Below are 18,188 nucleotides of genomic sequence, written 5' to 3' on the forward strand. Positions count from 1 at the left end.
GCTAAAGGCGTAACACAAGCCAAAGTTTCATAGGTATGATCCATATAATCCGCGAAACCTTATAAAATCAATTACAAAGGCACAATTCACACAAATAAAAAAGCAGCTAATCCTTTGATCAGCTGCTTTTGAAATTATAGGGAGAGAAACAGATGTTTCTCATCCCATTTTCGCGCTATTTACTTATTTTTCAATGTAGTTTTGAATTGCTTCTTTTGAAACAAAAGGTTTCATTGTAAATGAGTACGAGTAACTATCGGCTTTAATGGAGTACTGAGCATGTGGTCGGGCACCCCATGAGTTATCACCACCAACACCCATTATTTTACGGTCGATATTCAGAATGGTCTCTTTGCGTGGCTCAAGTTCTGCCATATGCATTGATCCACGGTTATTCTGGCTTAAATCTTCGGGCGTATAATGAAGAGCCGAGAAACCAAATAATTCATCGCTTTCTACCATCAATCCATGTCCTTTCTTATCCATTAGCACCATCCATCGTGAGTCGGTTTTATAACCCGTCTCTTGCGGACTGGCGTAAGCATAAAACTGGTCAGTAACCGTACTCTTGTAGTGATCTACAAAAGCGGCTGTTTTACGGTCAGGGTAGTTTTCCCATGGTCCGCGACCGTACCACTCCAGGTATTCAAAGTTCTCAGGCAATACCATCATCATGCCCACACGCGGCATTAATGGCAGCTTCTTATTGCCTTTCACAAAGCTGTAATCCACTTCAATTTCACCAAGGCCATTCACGGTATAAGTTGTAGTCAGTTCACTTTCCAACTCAGCCAGATCATAAGAGAAAACAACTTTGATACGGTTGTCGGCCAACTTCTGTACTTTGGCATTCTTAAGCGCTTTATTAGCACCTGCCTCGCGCCATACGCCATATTGTTTTGGCATTTGATAACCCAGATCGTTGTCGTTTGGAGCTTTCCAGAAGTTAGGAGCCGGAGCTTCTTCTAAAAAGTTAATCCCTGCATACTGGTAAGTACTTAATTCACCTTTCTTCAGGTCAAACACAATGTTGACATCAGCCGATTTGATAGTGGCCTGATCAGCTGTTTGCTTCAACTGAAGCTTAGTCGCCGATGGGGTTGTTGCTATTTCTTTAGCTGCAACACCTGGCAATGCAATTTGCTCGCTAGCCTGCATGTAACCGGCTGGTATCATTGGCTGATTGTTTAAAGTCACCATGGCAAAATGCACAAAGTACTCCTTACCAGGCTGCTTATTCAAACGATTCAGACCAAGGTCGTAGGCTTTTGTTTCGCCCGGAGCAATGTCTCTTGGGTAAAACTCACCATTCAATACCTCTTCACCATTGGCTTTAACCACCCATTCAATCTTGAAATTATTCAGGGTGATAAAGTCGTAGAAGTTGGTAATATTCACCTTTGAGCAGTTCTTATCGGCAGGCTTAATCTTAACAAACTGATACACCTTCTTCACTTCGAATAGTGAAGGGTGCTCCGTTCTGTCGGCATTGATCACCCCGTTCATACAGAAATTCTGGTCATGGGCATGATTCTCAGCTCCCAGGTGACCTCCAAAAGCCCAGTATTTTTTACCATTCTCGTCGTACGCGGCGATACCCTGGTCAACCCAGTCCCAGATAAAGCCACCTTGCAGGTGTTTGTACTCCTCAATGGCATCCCAGTAGTCCTGCAGGTTACCAACGCTGTTACCCATGGCGTGTGCATACTCGCACTGAATCAGCGGACGATCCTGCGGTTTTGAGGCATAGTTTACCATGGCTCTGATACCCATATACATCGGGCACACAATATCGGTATGTGGGCGCTTACCAGCACGTTCGTAATGAACCGGACGGGAAGCGTCACGCTCATGAATCCACTTAGAGGTAGCTTCGAAGTTAGGGCCGTCACCCGCTTCGTTACCTAACGACCAGATGATCACACTGGCATGGTTCTTATCGCGCTCTACCATCCGCACAGTGCGATCCATATGTGCATCTAGCCAGGTTGGTGCTTTACCAAGCGTCTTTTCGCCATAACCCATACCATGCGATTCAATATTGGCTTCGTCAATCAGGTAAAGACCGTATTGGTCACACAGGTCATACCATACCGGATCGTTAGGATAGTGACAGGTACGCACGGCATTAATATTGTTTTCTTTCATCAGGCGAATGTCATCCAGCATTGACTGAAGACCCACCACATGACCTTCAAACTCATCATGTTCGTGTCGGTTAACACCTTTGAATAATACTGCTTTACCATTAACCAGCAACTGACCACCTTTGATTTCCACCTTACGGAAACCAACTTTATTAGAAGTGGCCTGGATCACTTTACCTTTATTGTTCTTAAGGATCAGCGACAAGGTGTATAAATCAGGTGTTTCAGCACTCCATTTCTTTGGTTGCTTGATCAGTTCAGTAAACGAAGTAGTTGTTTTGCCAGATACCTTTAATTTTTTCGATGATGTCCATACTTTCTCATGACCATCGTACAGATTCATTTCTAAAGAGAAAGTACCTGATTTACCGTCGTGAGCCAGTAATTCAACATCAACAACCGGATTGGCGTTGGTATATTGCTCATCAAGGTTACTCTTAAAGAAGAAGTCGCGGATTCGAACTTTAGGCGTAGAATAAAGATACACGTCGCGCTCAATTCCGCTTAGTCTCCAGAAATCCTGACATTCCAGGTAGGCACCATCACTAAAGCGATATACTTCAACAGCAACTGTGTTTTTACCTTTTCTGATATATGAAGTAATGTCAAACTCAGCCGGTGTTTTAGATCCTTGTGAATAACCAACTTTCTGACCGTTAATCCACAGATACATGGCCGATTTAACAGCGCCAAAGTGAATAAATACTTGTCGGCCATCCCAGTTATCAGGAATCAGGAATTCTCGCTTGTATGATCCAACCGGATTCCAATCGTCCGGTACATTCGGAGGAACCGGATTTTTGGGTGCAAATTCGTAACGTGTGTTGATGTAGATGGGCACACCATAGCCCTTCAGCTCCCAGTTAGATGGTACCTGAATATTGTCCCATCCCGACACATCGTAGTTTTCTTTGTAGAAATCTACAGGGCGGTCACCAGGTACCTTTACCCAGTTAAATTTCCATGTGCCATTTAATAATTGGTAGTAAGGCGATTCTGACGGTATGTTTTTCAGCGCCGAAGATTCGCATCCATAAGTGTAGAAAGTTGAATAGGGAACCTCCCTGTTAATTGCAAATACTTTTTCATTTTCCCAATCTTCCTGAGCATGACATGCAGCTCCTAAAAAGAATATTTGCAGAAAAATGATTAAATGAATGTGTTTCATAAGATTGTTAAATAGTGTATTGAGTTAATATTTAAAGTTCGTTTATATCCTGTTGTTAACACTCACTAATGGCTTCAGTTAATATTGAAATAAGTTTCAAAAAAATAACATCAGCAATCAAGTCCTGAGTATGACGATTTTAGTTTTAGCAAATATATTTGGCAGCAGTGAGTTCCAGGTTTAATTATCGTTCAGATTGGTTTAAAAATCTTTCAATTTGCACATAGTCACTGGATTATTTACAGATGTTTCCGGCGAAAGAGTGAACTTTTAATGGTGATGTTATAAGGGTGATTAATGGCTAACAGTTCCTGGATTAAAATAATTGTTAACGCGAATTAATTGCTGGAATAAATGCATATGTGTCGCACTTTCAGTGCTTTATCTCGTTTAGTCTGTTGACACAGGTTTTTTTTGCCCTGTGCTGTTATGCAATGACCTTACAGGCCATTTTAGAATCCTTTGTTTTAGTCCCAAAGGGACGATATATAAGAGCATAGTCCGTAAGGGCTATAGTAGTATAAATAATAAAGTTTAGGGCTCAGTCCGATACATACGTATTTTACTTTTGTTTCAACCGTTGACCGGTATTTGTTATTGATAATTAATACTGGCTTATATAGCGATGTCTTGCTGAAAATGCCTTTATTTTATAAGGAAGCATCACTCTTATTAAAATGGAATATTATTTTTGCTTGAGTTAAGTGGAATGATAAAACACCAGGAATTAGGAATGACATTGAAGCATACCTTTATACTTTTAGTTCTGATCTGTCTGTTTGGGTACAGGATAGAGTGTCATGCCGGATTCCGAACCTATACATTTAAGCATCTCACCGAAAATATAGCCCTGAAACAAAGCCATGTGAATTGTATTTACCAGGATAAAAAGGGATTAATGCACTTTGGTACCAATGAAGGGTTATTCCTTTATGATGGTCATCAATCGATACTTTATTGGAATCCAAGCAGAGTTGGGAGCGAGTTGGCTTCAAACAATATACATTCCATTAGCGAAATAGATGCTTCGACAAGATTGTTAAGCACATCCGATGGTCTTTATGTGTTTGATGTTAATAAACGCCAGTTCAGTCCGGTGGAAAGGGATGATAATTGGATAGAGCAGGTAGATGTATTTCGCTCAGATAGTAGTTTTTATTTCGTTTCAGGATCAGGGTTTGGACAGCTTGAAATAACGAAAGTAAATAATCATTATCAGGCCATCTGTCACCAGCAGGATGATGGCGTGAAGCAATGGCTCAACGGTAAATCCCTTAATATAAGGTGCCATTATCAGGGCTCATCTGATAAAATTATACTGGCCACCGGTGACAGGCAGATGTTTAGCTGGGATCTATTAACCAATCGCATTGAGAGAGAAGGGATACAGGGACATCAGATTATGTGTCTTTTTGAAGATAGTCATGGACAGCTATGGGCTGGTGCTGATGATAACCAGGTTTATAGGTGGAATCCGGATAATGAGGAAATCCAGACAATTCGACTTAAAATTAACCGGGATTCATACGGACTACAAAAATATATATCAACCATTAGTGAAGACAGGGAAGGTAATATACTGATTGGCTCTAATAATAATGGTCTGGCCATTATCAGGGCCATGCATAAATACAATAATAACCCGACCATTGAATATTATACATCGGAACCTGAAAACAGTAATAGTATCTGTGATAACAATGTTTCCTGTTTGTTTTGTGATCGTTCCAATACCATCTTTATAGGAACACAAGGTAATGGCGTTAATCAATTATCGCTTGGGCAGGGCTGTTTTACCCAACATATTGTCAGGGATAATAATCCCAATAGTCTGGATCATATTAGAGTTAATGCTATTCACGATGATAATAAGGGTTCAATATGGTTCGGAACCCGTCTGGGACTTAACAGGTTTGATCGTGCAACCAACCGTTATTATCGCTATCATAATATATTTCCCGGAGATAATAATATTCGACCTTCAGAAGTGGATTCAATTGGAGAGACGGTCTGTTTTTGCGAAGATAGTGTGGGTAATTTATGGATTGGCAGCTACGGTACGGGGTTATTTGTGTATAACGACTTAGAACAACGTTTTTATCAGTTTAAAGATGTTGAAGGCAGATATGTACCAACATCAAGAATAACAGATGTAACAACAGACCGGCAAGGTAAATTATGGATTGCAACACATGGTGCAGGGATGGCTTGTGTAGACAGTGTCGATTGGACTAATCAAGATCTGTATTTACGATTTTTTAAATGTGATGAGGCCGAACCTGAGGGCTTTTCACGACAAGCTGTAAATGTTATCTATCCGGATAGTAAAAATAACCTGTGGTTCTCAAATCGGGGAAATGGTCTATATAGATATAATCAGGATACAGACCGGATGAAGCAGTTCAAGCATGTAGCCGGTGATTCAACCACACTATCTAATGATGAAGTCATTTCGATCTGCTCTGATCCAAACGGAGATATCTGGTTCGGAACCGCCCGGGGCCTTAATAAGTTCGATATCAACGAGGAATATTTTACCAGTTATACAATGGAAAGTGGTTTGCCTCATAATTCCATTTGTGGTGTATTGAGTGACGAGGCTGGTAAAATATGGTTGTATACGCAGCGTGGTATCTATCGTTTTAATCCTCTGACAGAGACTTTTGATCGTTTTATCGAAAATAACCGCATATTTCACGAGGATTACACCATTGATGCGACACACAAAAATAAAGGTGGAAAATTATTTCTTGGAACGCTTAGTAATGGGTGTTTTGAGTTTCATCCTGATAGTATAAAAGACAATCTTTTTATACCAACAGTATCGCTTACCGACTTTAAAATATCTGGTCATTCATTACTCGAAGTAGATAATCAGGAGAAATCATTGCATAAACCATTGGATGATATAGATGAACTGGAGTTAAGCTACCTGCAAAATGATTTATCCATCGAGTTTACTGCTTTCACCTATCATGCTGATCTTAATATTCAGTTGTCGTACCTTATGGAGGGAGTAGATAATGAGTGGATTACAACAAATGACACAAAGGAGCTTATTCCTTATACCAACCTTAATCCCGGCAAATACACATTTAAGGTCAGAGTAAAAAACAATCTGAGACCGGATCAGTCTAACGAGGAAAGCATTACCTTTCTGATTCGTCCCCCTTATTGGGCGACTACCTGGGCATATGCTTTATACATTATTCTGATCATACTCACCGGGACTTTACTTTATCGATATGCAGTGTCAAGATTAAAGTTAAAGAATGATCTTAAGATTGAACGGATGAAGCTGGGCTTCTTTACAAATATATCGCATGAGTTCAGAACGCCATTAACCTTAATTGCTGGTCCGTTGAGGAAACTAATGTCGGAAGACGAGCTGGTTGACCGGGAGCGGATGAATTATTATGCCCTGATGCATAAGAATACCAATAAAATGTTGAAGTTGGTTAATCAGATTCTGGACATTCGAAAGATCGATAACCGGAAAATGACTTTGGTGGCAGAGGAATTGGATATAGTTGCCTTTGCAAAAGAGGTATTCGATAGTTTTAATATGATTGCGCAAGAGAGGGAGATCGGCTACCATTTCAATACAGATGTAGCAAGTATCCGTATTTGGATTGATCAGGATAAGATGGAGAAAATCCTGTATAACCTGCTATCGAACGCATTTAAATATTCCCCTGACAAAAGTACGATTACTTTGAGTATTACGCATGACTCACAAAAAGATGAAATACAAATAAGCGTTGAGGATGCAGGAAAAGGCATTCCGGATAATCAATTGAATCGTGTTTTTAACAGGTTCCACAGAGTGGAAGATACTTCCGGTTTTCCGGTTAATGGAACAGGTTTGGGCTTATCCATTGTCAAGACCTTTGTCGAAATGCATTCCGGCAATGTTAAAGTCGTTAATAATAATGGTCCGGGATGTACATTTATTCTTTCTTTACTAATGGGCGACCGTCATTTATCTGATACTGAAAAGAAGAAACTGACAGGCAATGAAATAACAGAAACTTCGCTATCCGAAGAAAATGTCCAACAAAGTGAGGAAAAAGGTATTCCAGGAGAATCAACTAAGAAAGCGGATGAACAAGCACCATTGGTATTAATTGTTGAAGATAATGCTGAAGTACGACTGTTTATTGAGGGTGAATTAAAACATGCTTATCGCATTGTTACAGCAGCGAACGGTAAAGAGGGGTTGGAAAAAGCGGTGGAGACTTTTCCTGACCTGATCGTCTCCGATGTGATGATGCCGAAAATGGATGGCTTGGAGTTTTGTCAGGCCGTTAAAGAAGATATCAGGATATGTCATATTCCTGTTGTGCTGTTAACGGCTCGTTCCTCGGGCGATCAACAAATAGAAGGTATTGAAACAGGAGCAGATGCCTATATAACTAAGCCGTTTGATCCAGCCTATTTAGAGGCAAGGATCAGAAACCTGATTACCTCAAGGCTGCAATTGAAGGAAGCTTTTACGAAGCACAACAGTCAGCAGCCTCAGGTACCTAAAAAGATGAGCAATCCATTGGATGATCGCTTTATTGAAAATGCGACAAGTATCGTTATCAGACATATGGAAGACCCAGAGTTCTCTGTGCCCGATTTCACTATGCAAATGGGGATGAGTAATTCTGTTTTTTACCGCAAGATCAAGGCACTTACAGGTTTATCAGCAGGCGAATTTATCAAGCATATTCGCATGGAAAAAGCGCTTGAATTATTGATTGAGAACACGTACACCATTGCTGAAATTGCCAACAAAGTAGGGTTTAATGACCCTAAATACTTTAGCACTTCTTTCAAGAAAATCTATGGGAAGTCACCTAAGCAATATTTGCATGATAGGTGAGTGTTGTAAGTTAGAGGCAGTAAATAGTACATTTATAATTCACAATTCTTAAAAGACCATTTATATTCTGATTGGAGTCATATTACGGTAATATTTTAAATTTCTTACTACTGTTTAATGTTTAAAACAGATACAAAAATATTGAAACCAGACATTTATCTGCCAGATTAAAGTCAGCAATTTTGTATTGTAATTGAAACACTTAAACAGTTAACAATCTAAAATATTAAAAATGGCTAACCGGTTAATTGGCAAATTGCCAAAAGTAGGAATCCGTCCTGTTATTGACGGACGAGAAAATGGTGTTCGTGAATCACTGGAATCACAGGTAATGGATTTGGCTAAAGCAGCAGCCTATTTTATTCAATCTAATTTGAGGTTTCCGAGTGGGGAACAGGTAGAATGCGTTATTGCTGATACTTGCATTGGTGGAGTAGCTGAAGCAGCTATGTGTGCAGAGAAATTCCGTCAGGAAGGTGTTGGTGTTTCATTAACCATTACGCCATGTTGGTGCTATGGTACTGAAGTAATGGACACAGACCCATTACTTCCTAAAGCGGTTTGGGGATTTAATGGCACCGAGCGTCCGGGCGCTGTTTACCTGGCAGCTGCACTGGCCGGTTATACACAAAAAGGATTACCAACTTTCGGTATTTACGGGCGTGATGTTCAGGATGCGGGTGATACAACCATACCTGGGGATGTTCAGGAAAAAATATTGCGATTTGTAAAAGCAGCATTAGCTGTAGCACATATGAAAGGTAAATCCTATTTATCAATCGGCTATAGTTCAATGGGTATAGCAGGATCGATGGTGGATACCAACTTTTTCCATGATTATTTAGGTATACGTACCGAATTTGTTGATTCGACAGAGCTTCTTCGTCGAATCGATGAAGAGATATACGATAAAGACGAGTTTGTGAAAGCCCTGGCATGGACTAAGGAAAACTGCAAAGAGGGAAAAGACTATAATTCGCCCGAAAATCAAGCCGATGCAGCCCGAAAACAACATGAATGGGAAACAGTTGTTAAAATGACATTGATTTGTCGTGATATGATGATTGGTAACCCAAAACTGGTTGAAATGGGATATCGTGAAGAAGGATTAGGTCGCAATGCTATTTTGGGAGGATTCCAGGGGCAGCGTCAATGGACGGATTACCAGCCTAATGCCGACTTTACAGAAGCGATCATGAATTCCTCGTTTGACTGGAATGGTATCCGGCAGTCGTTTATTTTTGCTACAGAGAATGATAGTCTGAATGGTGTAGCTATGTTATTTGGTCACTTATTAACTAACACTGCTCAAATATTCTCAGATGTGCGAACATATTGGAGTCCTGATGCAGTAAAGCGTGTAACTGGCAAAGAATTGACTGGCTTGGCAGAGAACGGTATTATTCACCTTATAAATTCTGGTTCAACAACTTTGGATGCAACGGCCCAGCAGCGCAATGAAAAAGGCGAACCGGCTATGAAAGCTTTTTGGGAAATTAGTGAAGAAGAAGTGCAAAAATGTTTGGATAACACAGCATGGCCACAAGCTGTTCGTGAGTATTTCCGGGGAGGAGGTTACTCTTCATGTTTCAATACCGAAGGGCAGATGCCAGTAACAATGAGTCGTGTCAACCTGGTTAAAGGTATCGGCCCGGTTTTACAGATTGCTGAGGGATGGACTGTTGAAATACCAGAAGATATCCATGAGGTATTAACCGAACGTACAAACCCAACCTGGCCAACAACCTGGTTTGTGCCACGTACCAACGGAGAAGGAGCGTTCAAAGATGTTTATTCTGTAATGGCCAACTGGGGAGCCAATCATGGCGCGATTAGCTATGGACATATTGGGGCAGATCTAATTACTCTGGCTTCTATGTTACGCATACCGGTTAATATGCATAATGTTGATAGTGAAGATGTATTCCGACCAAGTGCCTGGGCTTCTTTTGGAGAAGATAAAGAAGGTGCAGATTATAGGGCATGTGCCACCTATGGCTCATTATACGGAATTTAATTAATATCTTGAGAAGGATATGGGCAAAAGGACTGTGAAAACTGTTTCCTTTTGCCTTTAATCATTTGTATAAATATTTATGAAGCAAAAAGATATAGCTATTGTATTTGATTGTGGTGCAACCAATGTACGGGTTATTGCCATGGATTCAAATGGTAAAATAATAGCATCACATTCAATGCACAATGAAACCGATGAAGATCCTCATTATCCCGGTGGCAGGATATGGGACCTGGATAAGTTGTGGACGAAGTTGTGTCAAGCCGCTCAGGTTGTTAGTTCGGAAATTGATGCTACCAGAATTGCAGGAGCAACCGTTACTACTTTTGGCGTGGATGGAGCTTTTGTTGATGAAAAGGGTAAACTGCTTTACCCGATCATTTCATGGCAGTGTCAGCGCACAGCTCCAATCATGGATAATGTTAGTAAGTATCTTCCGGTTGAGGAGTTATATAAAATTAGTGGTGTCTATCCGTATGCCTTCAACACCATTAATAAGATGATTTGGTTTAAAGAGAATAAACCAGAAGTAATTGAAAAGGCCCATCGCTTTTTATTTATCCCATCCTTATTGATCAATAAATTGTCGTGGGCTATGGTAAACGATACCACCATGATGGGAACAGCGATGATGGCAGACCTGGATAAGCGTGATTTTTCAGCAAAGATTCTTAATACCCTTGGAATTAACCGTCAATTATTTGGTCAGATTGAGGAGCCGGGACATCAGGTTGGATTGATTAGTGAAAGGGCTTCTGAAGTAAGCGGATTGCCGGTTGGTGTTCCTGTTTTTTTAGCTGGCCATGATACCCAATTCGCCATTATCGGTTCTGGTGCAGAGTTGAATCAGCCCGTTTTAAGTTCTGGAACATGGGAAATATTAATGACGCGCAGTAAAGAATTTAAAACGACATCCAATGAATTAGGTAAGAACCTGACTACGGAACTTGATGCTACTAAAGGAATTTTTAATATTGGGCAGAACTGGTTAGGCTCAGGCGTGTTGGAGTGGTTTTCTAAAAACTATTACTCAGAGTTAGAAGGAGATGAGTTGTATGAAACTATGATCACTGAAGCTGAACAGGAACAACCTGGCGCAGGAGGATTAATGGTCGATCCGGCTTTTTATGATGATGGAACCAGTTCCAATGGCGGAACGATAAGCGGCTTAACGATCAATACCAAGCGAAGTCAGTTGTACAAGGCTTTTCTTGAAAGCCTGGCATTTCGATTGCGTGAAGCACTTGAAGCCCTTGAAGAGGCAGGTAACTTTAAGGCTGAGCGAATCATTTGTGTAGGAGGAGGTTCTAAAAACAGACTATGGAACCAGCTTAGGGCAGATGTGTGTAACACCCCGATTCAATTTATCGATCAAAAAGAAACCACTGTGCTGGGTGCTTCCATGTTTGTATTTAAAGGAGCAGGCGTATATAAAACGATTGAAGCTGCTCGAAAAGACATTGATTATCAGCCACGAGTTGTTAAACCTTCAGGGAATTCACTAATTTACGATGCTTTATACAAGAAGTATATCGAATTTAAAAAGTAGTATGCTAATCTAAACTAATTTTTTATGCTAAAAGGAATATCTCCATTATTGAGTCCTGAGTTATTATCTATATTATACCGGATGGGGCATGGCGACGAAATTGTTTTGGCCGATGCTCACTTCCCGGGTGAAACGTTTAATAAGCAGGTAATAAGGGCCGATGGTCTTCGTATACCCGATCTGTTAGAAGCTGTCTTACCATTGTTTGAACTCGATAGTTATGTTGAAGCGCCTTTAATGATGATGGATGCCGTTGAAGGTGATGAATTGGATCCGATGGTAGAACAATCCTATCTGAAAGCAATTCATAAAACCAATGCTGATGTCTCGCCTATCAAACGTGTCGAACGATTTGCTTTTTACGAGCGTGCCAAAAGTGCTTTTGCGGTTGTTATCACGGGCGAAACAGCTAAGTATGGAAATATCATCCTGAAAAAAGGGGTAACTCCCTTATAATCTAACATCAGAATCATGACTAAAAAATCCAAAATTGTTGAAAAAAAATATCTGGTACCATTTGTACTGATTACAAGTTTATTTGCTTTATGGGGCTTTGCCAATGATATTACCAATCCAATGGTTGCCGCGTTTAAAACGGTTATGGAGTTAACGCATACCAAAGCAACTCTTATTCAATTTGCCTTTTATGGTGGTTACGCAACCATGGCTATACCGGCCGCTTTGTTCGCGCAAAAGTACAGCTATAAAAAAGGCATTTTGTTAGGCCTTGGTTTATACGCCACCGGAGCTTTATTGTTTTACCCGGCAGCCGAATATCAAATGTTTGGCTTCTTTGTAGGCTCCCTGTATATTTTAACTTTTGGTCTGGCATTTTTAGAAACAACGGCCAATCCATTTGTTCTTTCATTAGGTTCTGCAAGCACAGCAACACGACGATTAAACCTGGCACAATCTTTTAACCCGATGGGTTCATTTTTAGGAATGATTGTGGCTGCTAAAGTTGTATTGGCAAATCTGGCTGCTGATAAACACGAAGATTCTGCAGGAAATAAGATAGAGTTCTCTTCATTAGATGAAATAACCAAGGCCGCTGATCGGCTGCATGATTTAGCTGTTATTCGCGATCCGTATGTGGCACTGGGTATAGTTGTACTGGTAATGTTGGTGATTATTGCTGTTGCTAAAATGCCGGATACAGCGCATCAGGAGGAAATACATCCCTGGCAGTCAATAAAACGCTTACTTAAAAATAAAGTGTACTGGAATGGTGTGATTGCTCAGATTGCTTATGTGGCTGCGCAAATTATGTGTTGGACCTTTATCATTCAATACGCTGAAAACCTTGGTTTAACGAAAGAATCGGGTCAGTACCACAATATGTGGGCCATGGGCTTTTTCATTGCAAGTCGTTTGGCAAGTACTATGATTTTGAAATACGTTAACGCCAGTAAGTTGTTAATGTGGTTTGCTTTAGGAGGTATTGTAACAACAGCCGGAGCAATATTCATTGTTGGTTTACCTGGCTTATATTGCCTGGTGGCAACATCAATATTCATGTCATTAATGTTCCCAACAATTTATGGTATTGCCCTGGGTAATGTTGGTAAGGATACTACTATGGGATCGGCCGGTTTGGTAATGGCCATAGTAGGAGGTGCTATCATGCCTATGTTGCAGGCAATGATTATCGACCTAGGAAGCGTGGCTCATTTACCAGCTGTAAATGCTTCATTTATTTTGCCTTTGCTATGTTTCGTGGTAATTGCAAACTATGGTCGTCTATCCTATCAATTAAATTTAAAGCGATAAACTTGCCGTAGAATTTGGCAAGTTTGAATATAGAGATATATGGTGTCCTAAATGTTTTTGTAGAAGTGAGTACATCTTTTAATAAATGGCCTCAGCTGATGAGCCAAAAAACAAGGTTGAAATGACGTTTAAAAATTGTTTTCTGTTTGAGCCCCGTCGAGGAACGAGAAAGGGCGAGTTTAAAACAATTTCAGTCATCAACTGTAGTTTTTTGAGCAAATCAGGTGCAGCCTAGACTTTTTTTGCTTCCTTTTTTGTGTCATGACAAAAAGAGGAAGTTGGGTTTGGGCGAAGCGCCAAAGAGGTTAATTGTTTTGGACAGGATTAAATTAAAATATAGGATTACGAAAGAACTTAGAGTTATGCTAGAAAGAAATGTGAACATGTTACATCCGCGTGAGCAGATCATCATGATCATCAACCGGGTTTATAAAAAGGGATTAACCACCACATCGGGTGGAAATATTTCCATCATGGATGAGAGTGGCGATATGTGGGTGACACCTTCGGGTGTGGATAAGGGTTCGTTGAGACTTGAGGATATAATGTGTGTTAAGGCCAATGGTGATATTGTAGGACCGCACAAGCCATCAATGGAATATCCGTTTCATAAGGCTATTTACGAGAAACGTGCTGATCTAAAGTCGGTAGTGCATGCGCATCCCCCGGCTTTAGTATCATTTAGTATTGTTCGTCAAGTGCCTAATACTCATGTTATCCCTCAAGCTATGCAGGTATGCGGACCAATCGGTTATGCCAAATACCAAATTCCCGGCAGTAAGGAGTTGGGTGATTCCATTTCTGAGCAATTTGATCTGGGATTCAATGCTGTTATTATGGAGAATCATGGGGCTGTGGTTGCTGATACAAATGTGATTAAAGCATACGAACGATTTGAGACCTTGGAGTTTTGTGCTCGTACGCTGATAAATTCTAAAATAATTGGAGAGCCAAAATATTTGTCTGATGATGATTTAAAATCATTTGATGATCAGGTTCCCAGGAATCACGCAAAAATGCCTGAGGTGGTGCATACTTCTGATGAGAAGGCTGTTCGTAAACAAATTTGCGATATGATACGCCGGGCTTGTGATCAGGGCTTGATGATGAGCACATACGGTACTATTTCAGTACGCTGGAAGGATAATGATTTCTTGATTACCCCTACAAATGCTACCCGTTGGGATATGCAGTTAGATGATATCGTACAAATCAAAAATGGGCAATGTGAACCGGGTAAAATACCAAGTCGTTCAACTTGGTTGCATCAGAAGATTTATGAGCAACATCCTGAGATCAATGCGATTATTTTGACACAGCCCGAGTATTTAATGGCGTATGGTGTGGCGCATAAAAAACTTGATGTGCGTACAATACCTGAGAGTTGGATATTCTTGCAGGATATGGAGAATGTTCCCTTTGGTTCTCATTTTGTTGGCAATAATTCAATACCGGAGAAGATATCAAGTGCCAACCCGGGTGTGATTATAGAGAATGATTCTGTATTGATGACAGGCAGTGACCTGTTACAGGCTTTTGACCGCCTGGAGGTGGCTGAGTTTAGTGCGAAATCATTGGTAATGGGCACTTCACTTGGTTCGTTTGAACCAATGAGTGATAAGGAAATAGACGATTTGCGAAAGGCATTTTGCTAAGAGTATAAAGCCTCCAAATGGAGGCTTTTTGTCATATTGTATGGATGAGAATAATAAGAAAAATTTGCAAGTAAGTTTATTGAATATTTGATTAATTAATATTGGTAGCTATATCACTACTACCTTTTTTATCACCTTTATTCCATTTTTCTCTACGATAATAATATAAATTCCAGATTTTAAGTCTATGAAACTACATTGGGAAGAGGTGATTTTTTTAGATCTTATTCTGATCCCATTTGTATCAAATACCATACATTGTCCGCCAATAAAAAATGGACAAACAATTGTTAGGTTTTGATTTTCTGAATAGACTTTTACTTTTTTGTTGTTATAGGAAGGAACTACATTTGTAGCGATATTTGAAAATTCATAAACGGGAGAATTCAAATTACCATCAGAGGCTACAAACCAAGCTGTGAATTCGTTCGATTGTACTTTAGATAGACCATCTATTGTAATTTGATTTACGTCGGAATCTATCAATTGTATATTACTGCCTGCAAATCCGCCTTGAGATTCCAGGATATCCTGCACAGACGGTTGATTTATACCTTTTTCTGTTAATAGTACATATAACCTCCCTACAGGGTTACTTTTAACCTCAAAAGTTAAACTATACAAATCAATTTCATTGGGCATCAATTCTGCTTGATAGCCAATCACGTCCTTAATTAAAGGCGTGATTGTATAATTGCCGGTGGTAAAATCTGTCTGGCATATAGATGAAAGAAAACAATCCGTTGGACTAGGGAATATAACTCCTCCTCCATAAAAAAACGAATATTCCTTATTTTTTTCAAGACCGTCAATATATACTACTCCATCGTCCGGACTCCAATAATCAAAACTTCCGCTTTGGGTAAACTTATCGCTGCCCAAATTTGCCTTTATATCTTCAACATACTCAATAGGTTTGTCTTTGGGGGTTATTGCCCAATAAATCCTGCAAGGCTCAATAGTAGAAAACGAGGCCCGAATATAGGTATTACCGATATTATCAATACTTGTAACACTGGGTGTAGGAGACCCGCAGTCGCATACATCACCAATTATGACCATTTTACTTATTGTCCAGTAACAAGGTGAGGCTGTAGTTAATTCCTGGTCCGTAACCTGCAATGCAAAACGAACCCTTTTGCAACCCCACATTGAAATATCTATAGAATTGGAAAATTCCCATTCAGGAACCCCACCGGAAAAACTATCTCCTGATTCATTCTCTTTTTCCAGGGAAGTCAGTTTTTTACCCCATTGATTAATAAAAGTTTCATCATCTTCCTCCTCAATGTTCAATAAATAAGCTTCCTGTATGTATAAGTTACATTGAGTATTGCCTGGTGTTCCAAATTCTAAATTATCAATGAGCAACTCTGCATTTTCAGAACGTGTTAAATCGAATACTGGTGAAATCAACCAGGTTTCCCGGATATCGTTAGCAGTTCCCTCACTGCTCCAACCTTTACACATTTCGTGGGTCCATTTAGATCCCCCGGCTCCCCGGGTTAACGTCTTTTCTATATAACCTGCTTCGCTGTTTTCAAAATCAAAATAAGCAATAGGTGTTTTTTCTTGTGCATTTATTACAGCAAATGTAATGGTAAGCAGTATTACTAATTGTATTCCTTTTTTCATGATACTTTTGTAAGAAATCAATAAGGGTAACTATAAAGTATTGATGAAATGTTATACCTTTTTTGTATTATCTTAATACTCATTACCTCATTATGATGGTTTATTGAATAAATATAAATCAGAAGGCATCATTAAGGGTTGTTTTAATCCATCAAAGTCTGCGCAATGACTTTATATCAGAGTTAGTAAAAAGAGAAAGTTAAAAATTGGCATCTTCAATAATTCGTATCAAAAGTAGTTTGTTATGTAACGTTTTAATGTTGTATATAGTACAATATGAAGCCAAAATTGTCCGAAAAGCCTTTCTGAAGATTGACTACCTTTCGATACAGAAATGATTCTCTCGAATATTTATCAAGAGTATTATATTCACAATAAAATTAGATCTAATTACGTATTATCGAGTTGTTATCAGTTATTTTTTACGCTTTAATTGCAAGTTTAGCTACACTAAACCAGATGTTTGTGATTTATAATATAATGCCAAATAGTTGTGATTTTAAGCATGTTACCATCCATTTACATTTACTGATTAACATTATTCATAATGAAAATCAGCCTTCAACCCAATACAAACTGTCAATTAATTTCCCATATTTGCAGCGTGAATAGCATAAAGCAAATATCAAATATCTGGAAAAGGCTGGCAATAGTCCTTTTATTGGCATCGGCAATTCAGATTGTAAACAACGCATTGTGTTATCATACCCACATTGTTGATGGTAAAGCGTACACACATGCTCACCCAGGTGATCAGGAAAAAGATCACAGTGATTACGAACTGGCGTTTTACGCGCAACTTCAACTTCTTAACTCCTACGAAGTTCCCGAATTACTGACAGATGTTGTTCTGATTTTCTCAAGAAAAATTGAGCTTAAGAACGAACAGTTAATTGTTAGTATCGCAGATGGAACCATTCAGGGAAGAGCTCCTCCGGTAGCTTAATGTGACACACTATTTTTAAAGAATCTGGTATTCAGATCTTAAATCTGATTCATGCCAATCATTTAATTTGCTAAAGCTTTGTTTTAAAGTGCTTTGTAAATCAATCTAATGTCTTGTGTCTAAATTCTAACAATCTATTTTCTGTATAAACACAACTTTAATCAGTTGTCAATTGGCTGGTATGGCCTGGCAACACTGGTTATATATAACCTTAATAAATACCTACAATGACTTTACGTATTAAATTCCTGACCTTTTTGCTTTGTATAGCAAGCCACCTTATTATTGCTCAAATGGCACCGCCATCACCGATATGCAGTATTAAAGGAAATATTACAGCCGATGGGGAAGCATTGCCATTTGCCACCGTTACAGTTAAAAACACAACTTTGGGGGCAGCTTCCGACTTGAAAGGGCAATATGAGTTAACA

At 39.5% G+C, this 18,188-nt stretch carries 10 protein-coding genes; 8 read left to right on the forward strand and 2 right to left on the reverse strand.

The window, feature by feature from the left end; genetic code table 11:
- Positions 1-183: 183 nt before the first annotated feature.
- A complete protein-coding gene (gene lacZ / locus AC4MRQ_RS18545) occupies positions 184-3,315 on the reverse strand; it encodes a beta-galactosidase, LacZ type (protein ID WP_491199201.1) in 3,132 nt (1,043 codons plus the stop codon).
- A gap of 709 nt (positions 3,316-4,024) precedes the next feature.
- Here lacZ and AC4MRQ_RS18550 point away from each other — a divergent pair.
- The 6 genes from AC4MRQ_RS18550 (at position 4,025) to AC4MRQ_RS18575 (ending at position 15,176) form a co-directional block, all read left to right on the forward strand.
- On the forward strand, positions 4,025-8,185 hold the full coding sequence (locus AC4MRQ_RS18550) for a hybrid sensor histidine kinase/response regulator transcription factor (protein ID WP_491199202.1): 4,161 nt from the start codon (positions 4,025-4,027) through the stop codon (positions 8,183-8,185).
- A 232-nt stretch (positions 8,186-8,417) separates the two neighbouring features.
- Positions 8,418-10,202 (forward strand): L-fucose isomerase, encoded by a 1,785-nt coding sequence (locus tag AC4MRQ_RS18555; protein WP_491199203.1) that lies wholly within the window; start codon positions 8,418-8,420, stop codon positions 10,200-10,202.
- 79 nt (positions 10,203-10,281) lie between these two features.
- A complete protein-coding gene (gene fucK, locus AC4MRQ_RS18560; protein WP_491199204.1) occupies positions 10,282-11,751 on the forward strand; it encodes an L-fuculokinase in 1,470 nt (489 codons plus the stop codon).
- 24 nt (positions 11,752-11,775) lie between these two features.
- Positions 11,776-12,207, forward strand: coding sequence for an L-fucose mutarotase (gene fucU / locus AC4MRQ_RS18565; RefSeq protein WP_491199205.1), 432 nt, complete (start codon positions 11,776-11,778; stop codon positions 12,205-12,207).
- Between the two features lie 15 nt (positions 12,208-12,222).
- A complete protein-coding gene (gene fucP, locus AC4MRQ_RS18570) occupies positions 12,223-13,521 on the forward strand; it encodes an L-fucose:H+ symporter permease (protein WP_491199206.1) in 1,299 nt (432 codons plus the stop codon).
- Between the two features lie 362 nt (positions 13,522-13,883).
- Positions 13,884-15,176, forward strand: a complete 1,293-nt coding sequence (locus AC4MRQ_RS18575) for a class II aldolase/adducin family protein (RefSeq protein ID WP_491199207.1) — start codon at positions 13,884-13,886, stop codon at positions 15,174-15,176.
- 108 nt (positions 15,177-15,284) lie between these two features.
- On the opposite strand, the gene AC4MRQ_RS18580 is transcribed toward AC4MRQ_RS18575, so the two are convergent.
- Positions 15,285-16,811 (reverse strand): hypothetical protein, encoded by a 1,527-nt coding sequence (locus tag AC4MRQ_RS18580; RefSeq protein ID WP_491199208.1) that lies wholly within the window; start codon positions 16,809-16,811, stop codon positions 15,285-15,287.
- A 547-nt stretch (positions 16,812-17,358) separates the two neighbouring features.
- On the opposite strand from AC4MRQ_RS18580, the gene AC4MRQ_RS18585 reads away from it, so the two are divergent.
- On the forward strand, positions 17,359-17,757 hold the full coding sequence (locus AC4MRQ_RS18585) for a DUF8478 family putative metalloprotein (protein ID WP_491199209.1): 399 nt from the start codon (positions 17,359-17,361) through the stop codon (positions 17,755-17,757).
- Positions 17,758-17,984: 227 nt separating this feature from the next.
- The coding region (locus tag AC4MRQ_RS18590; protein WP_491199210.1) for a carboxypeptidase-like regulatory domain-containing protein at positions 17,985-18,188 on the forward strand (204 nt) is incomplete at its 3' end.

It is taken from the genome of Carboxylicivirga sp. (assembly GCF_982718395.1).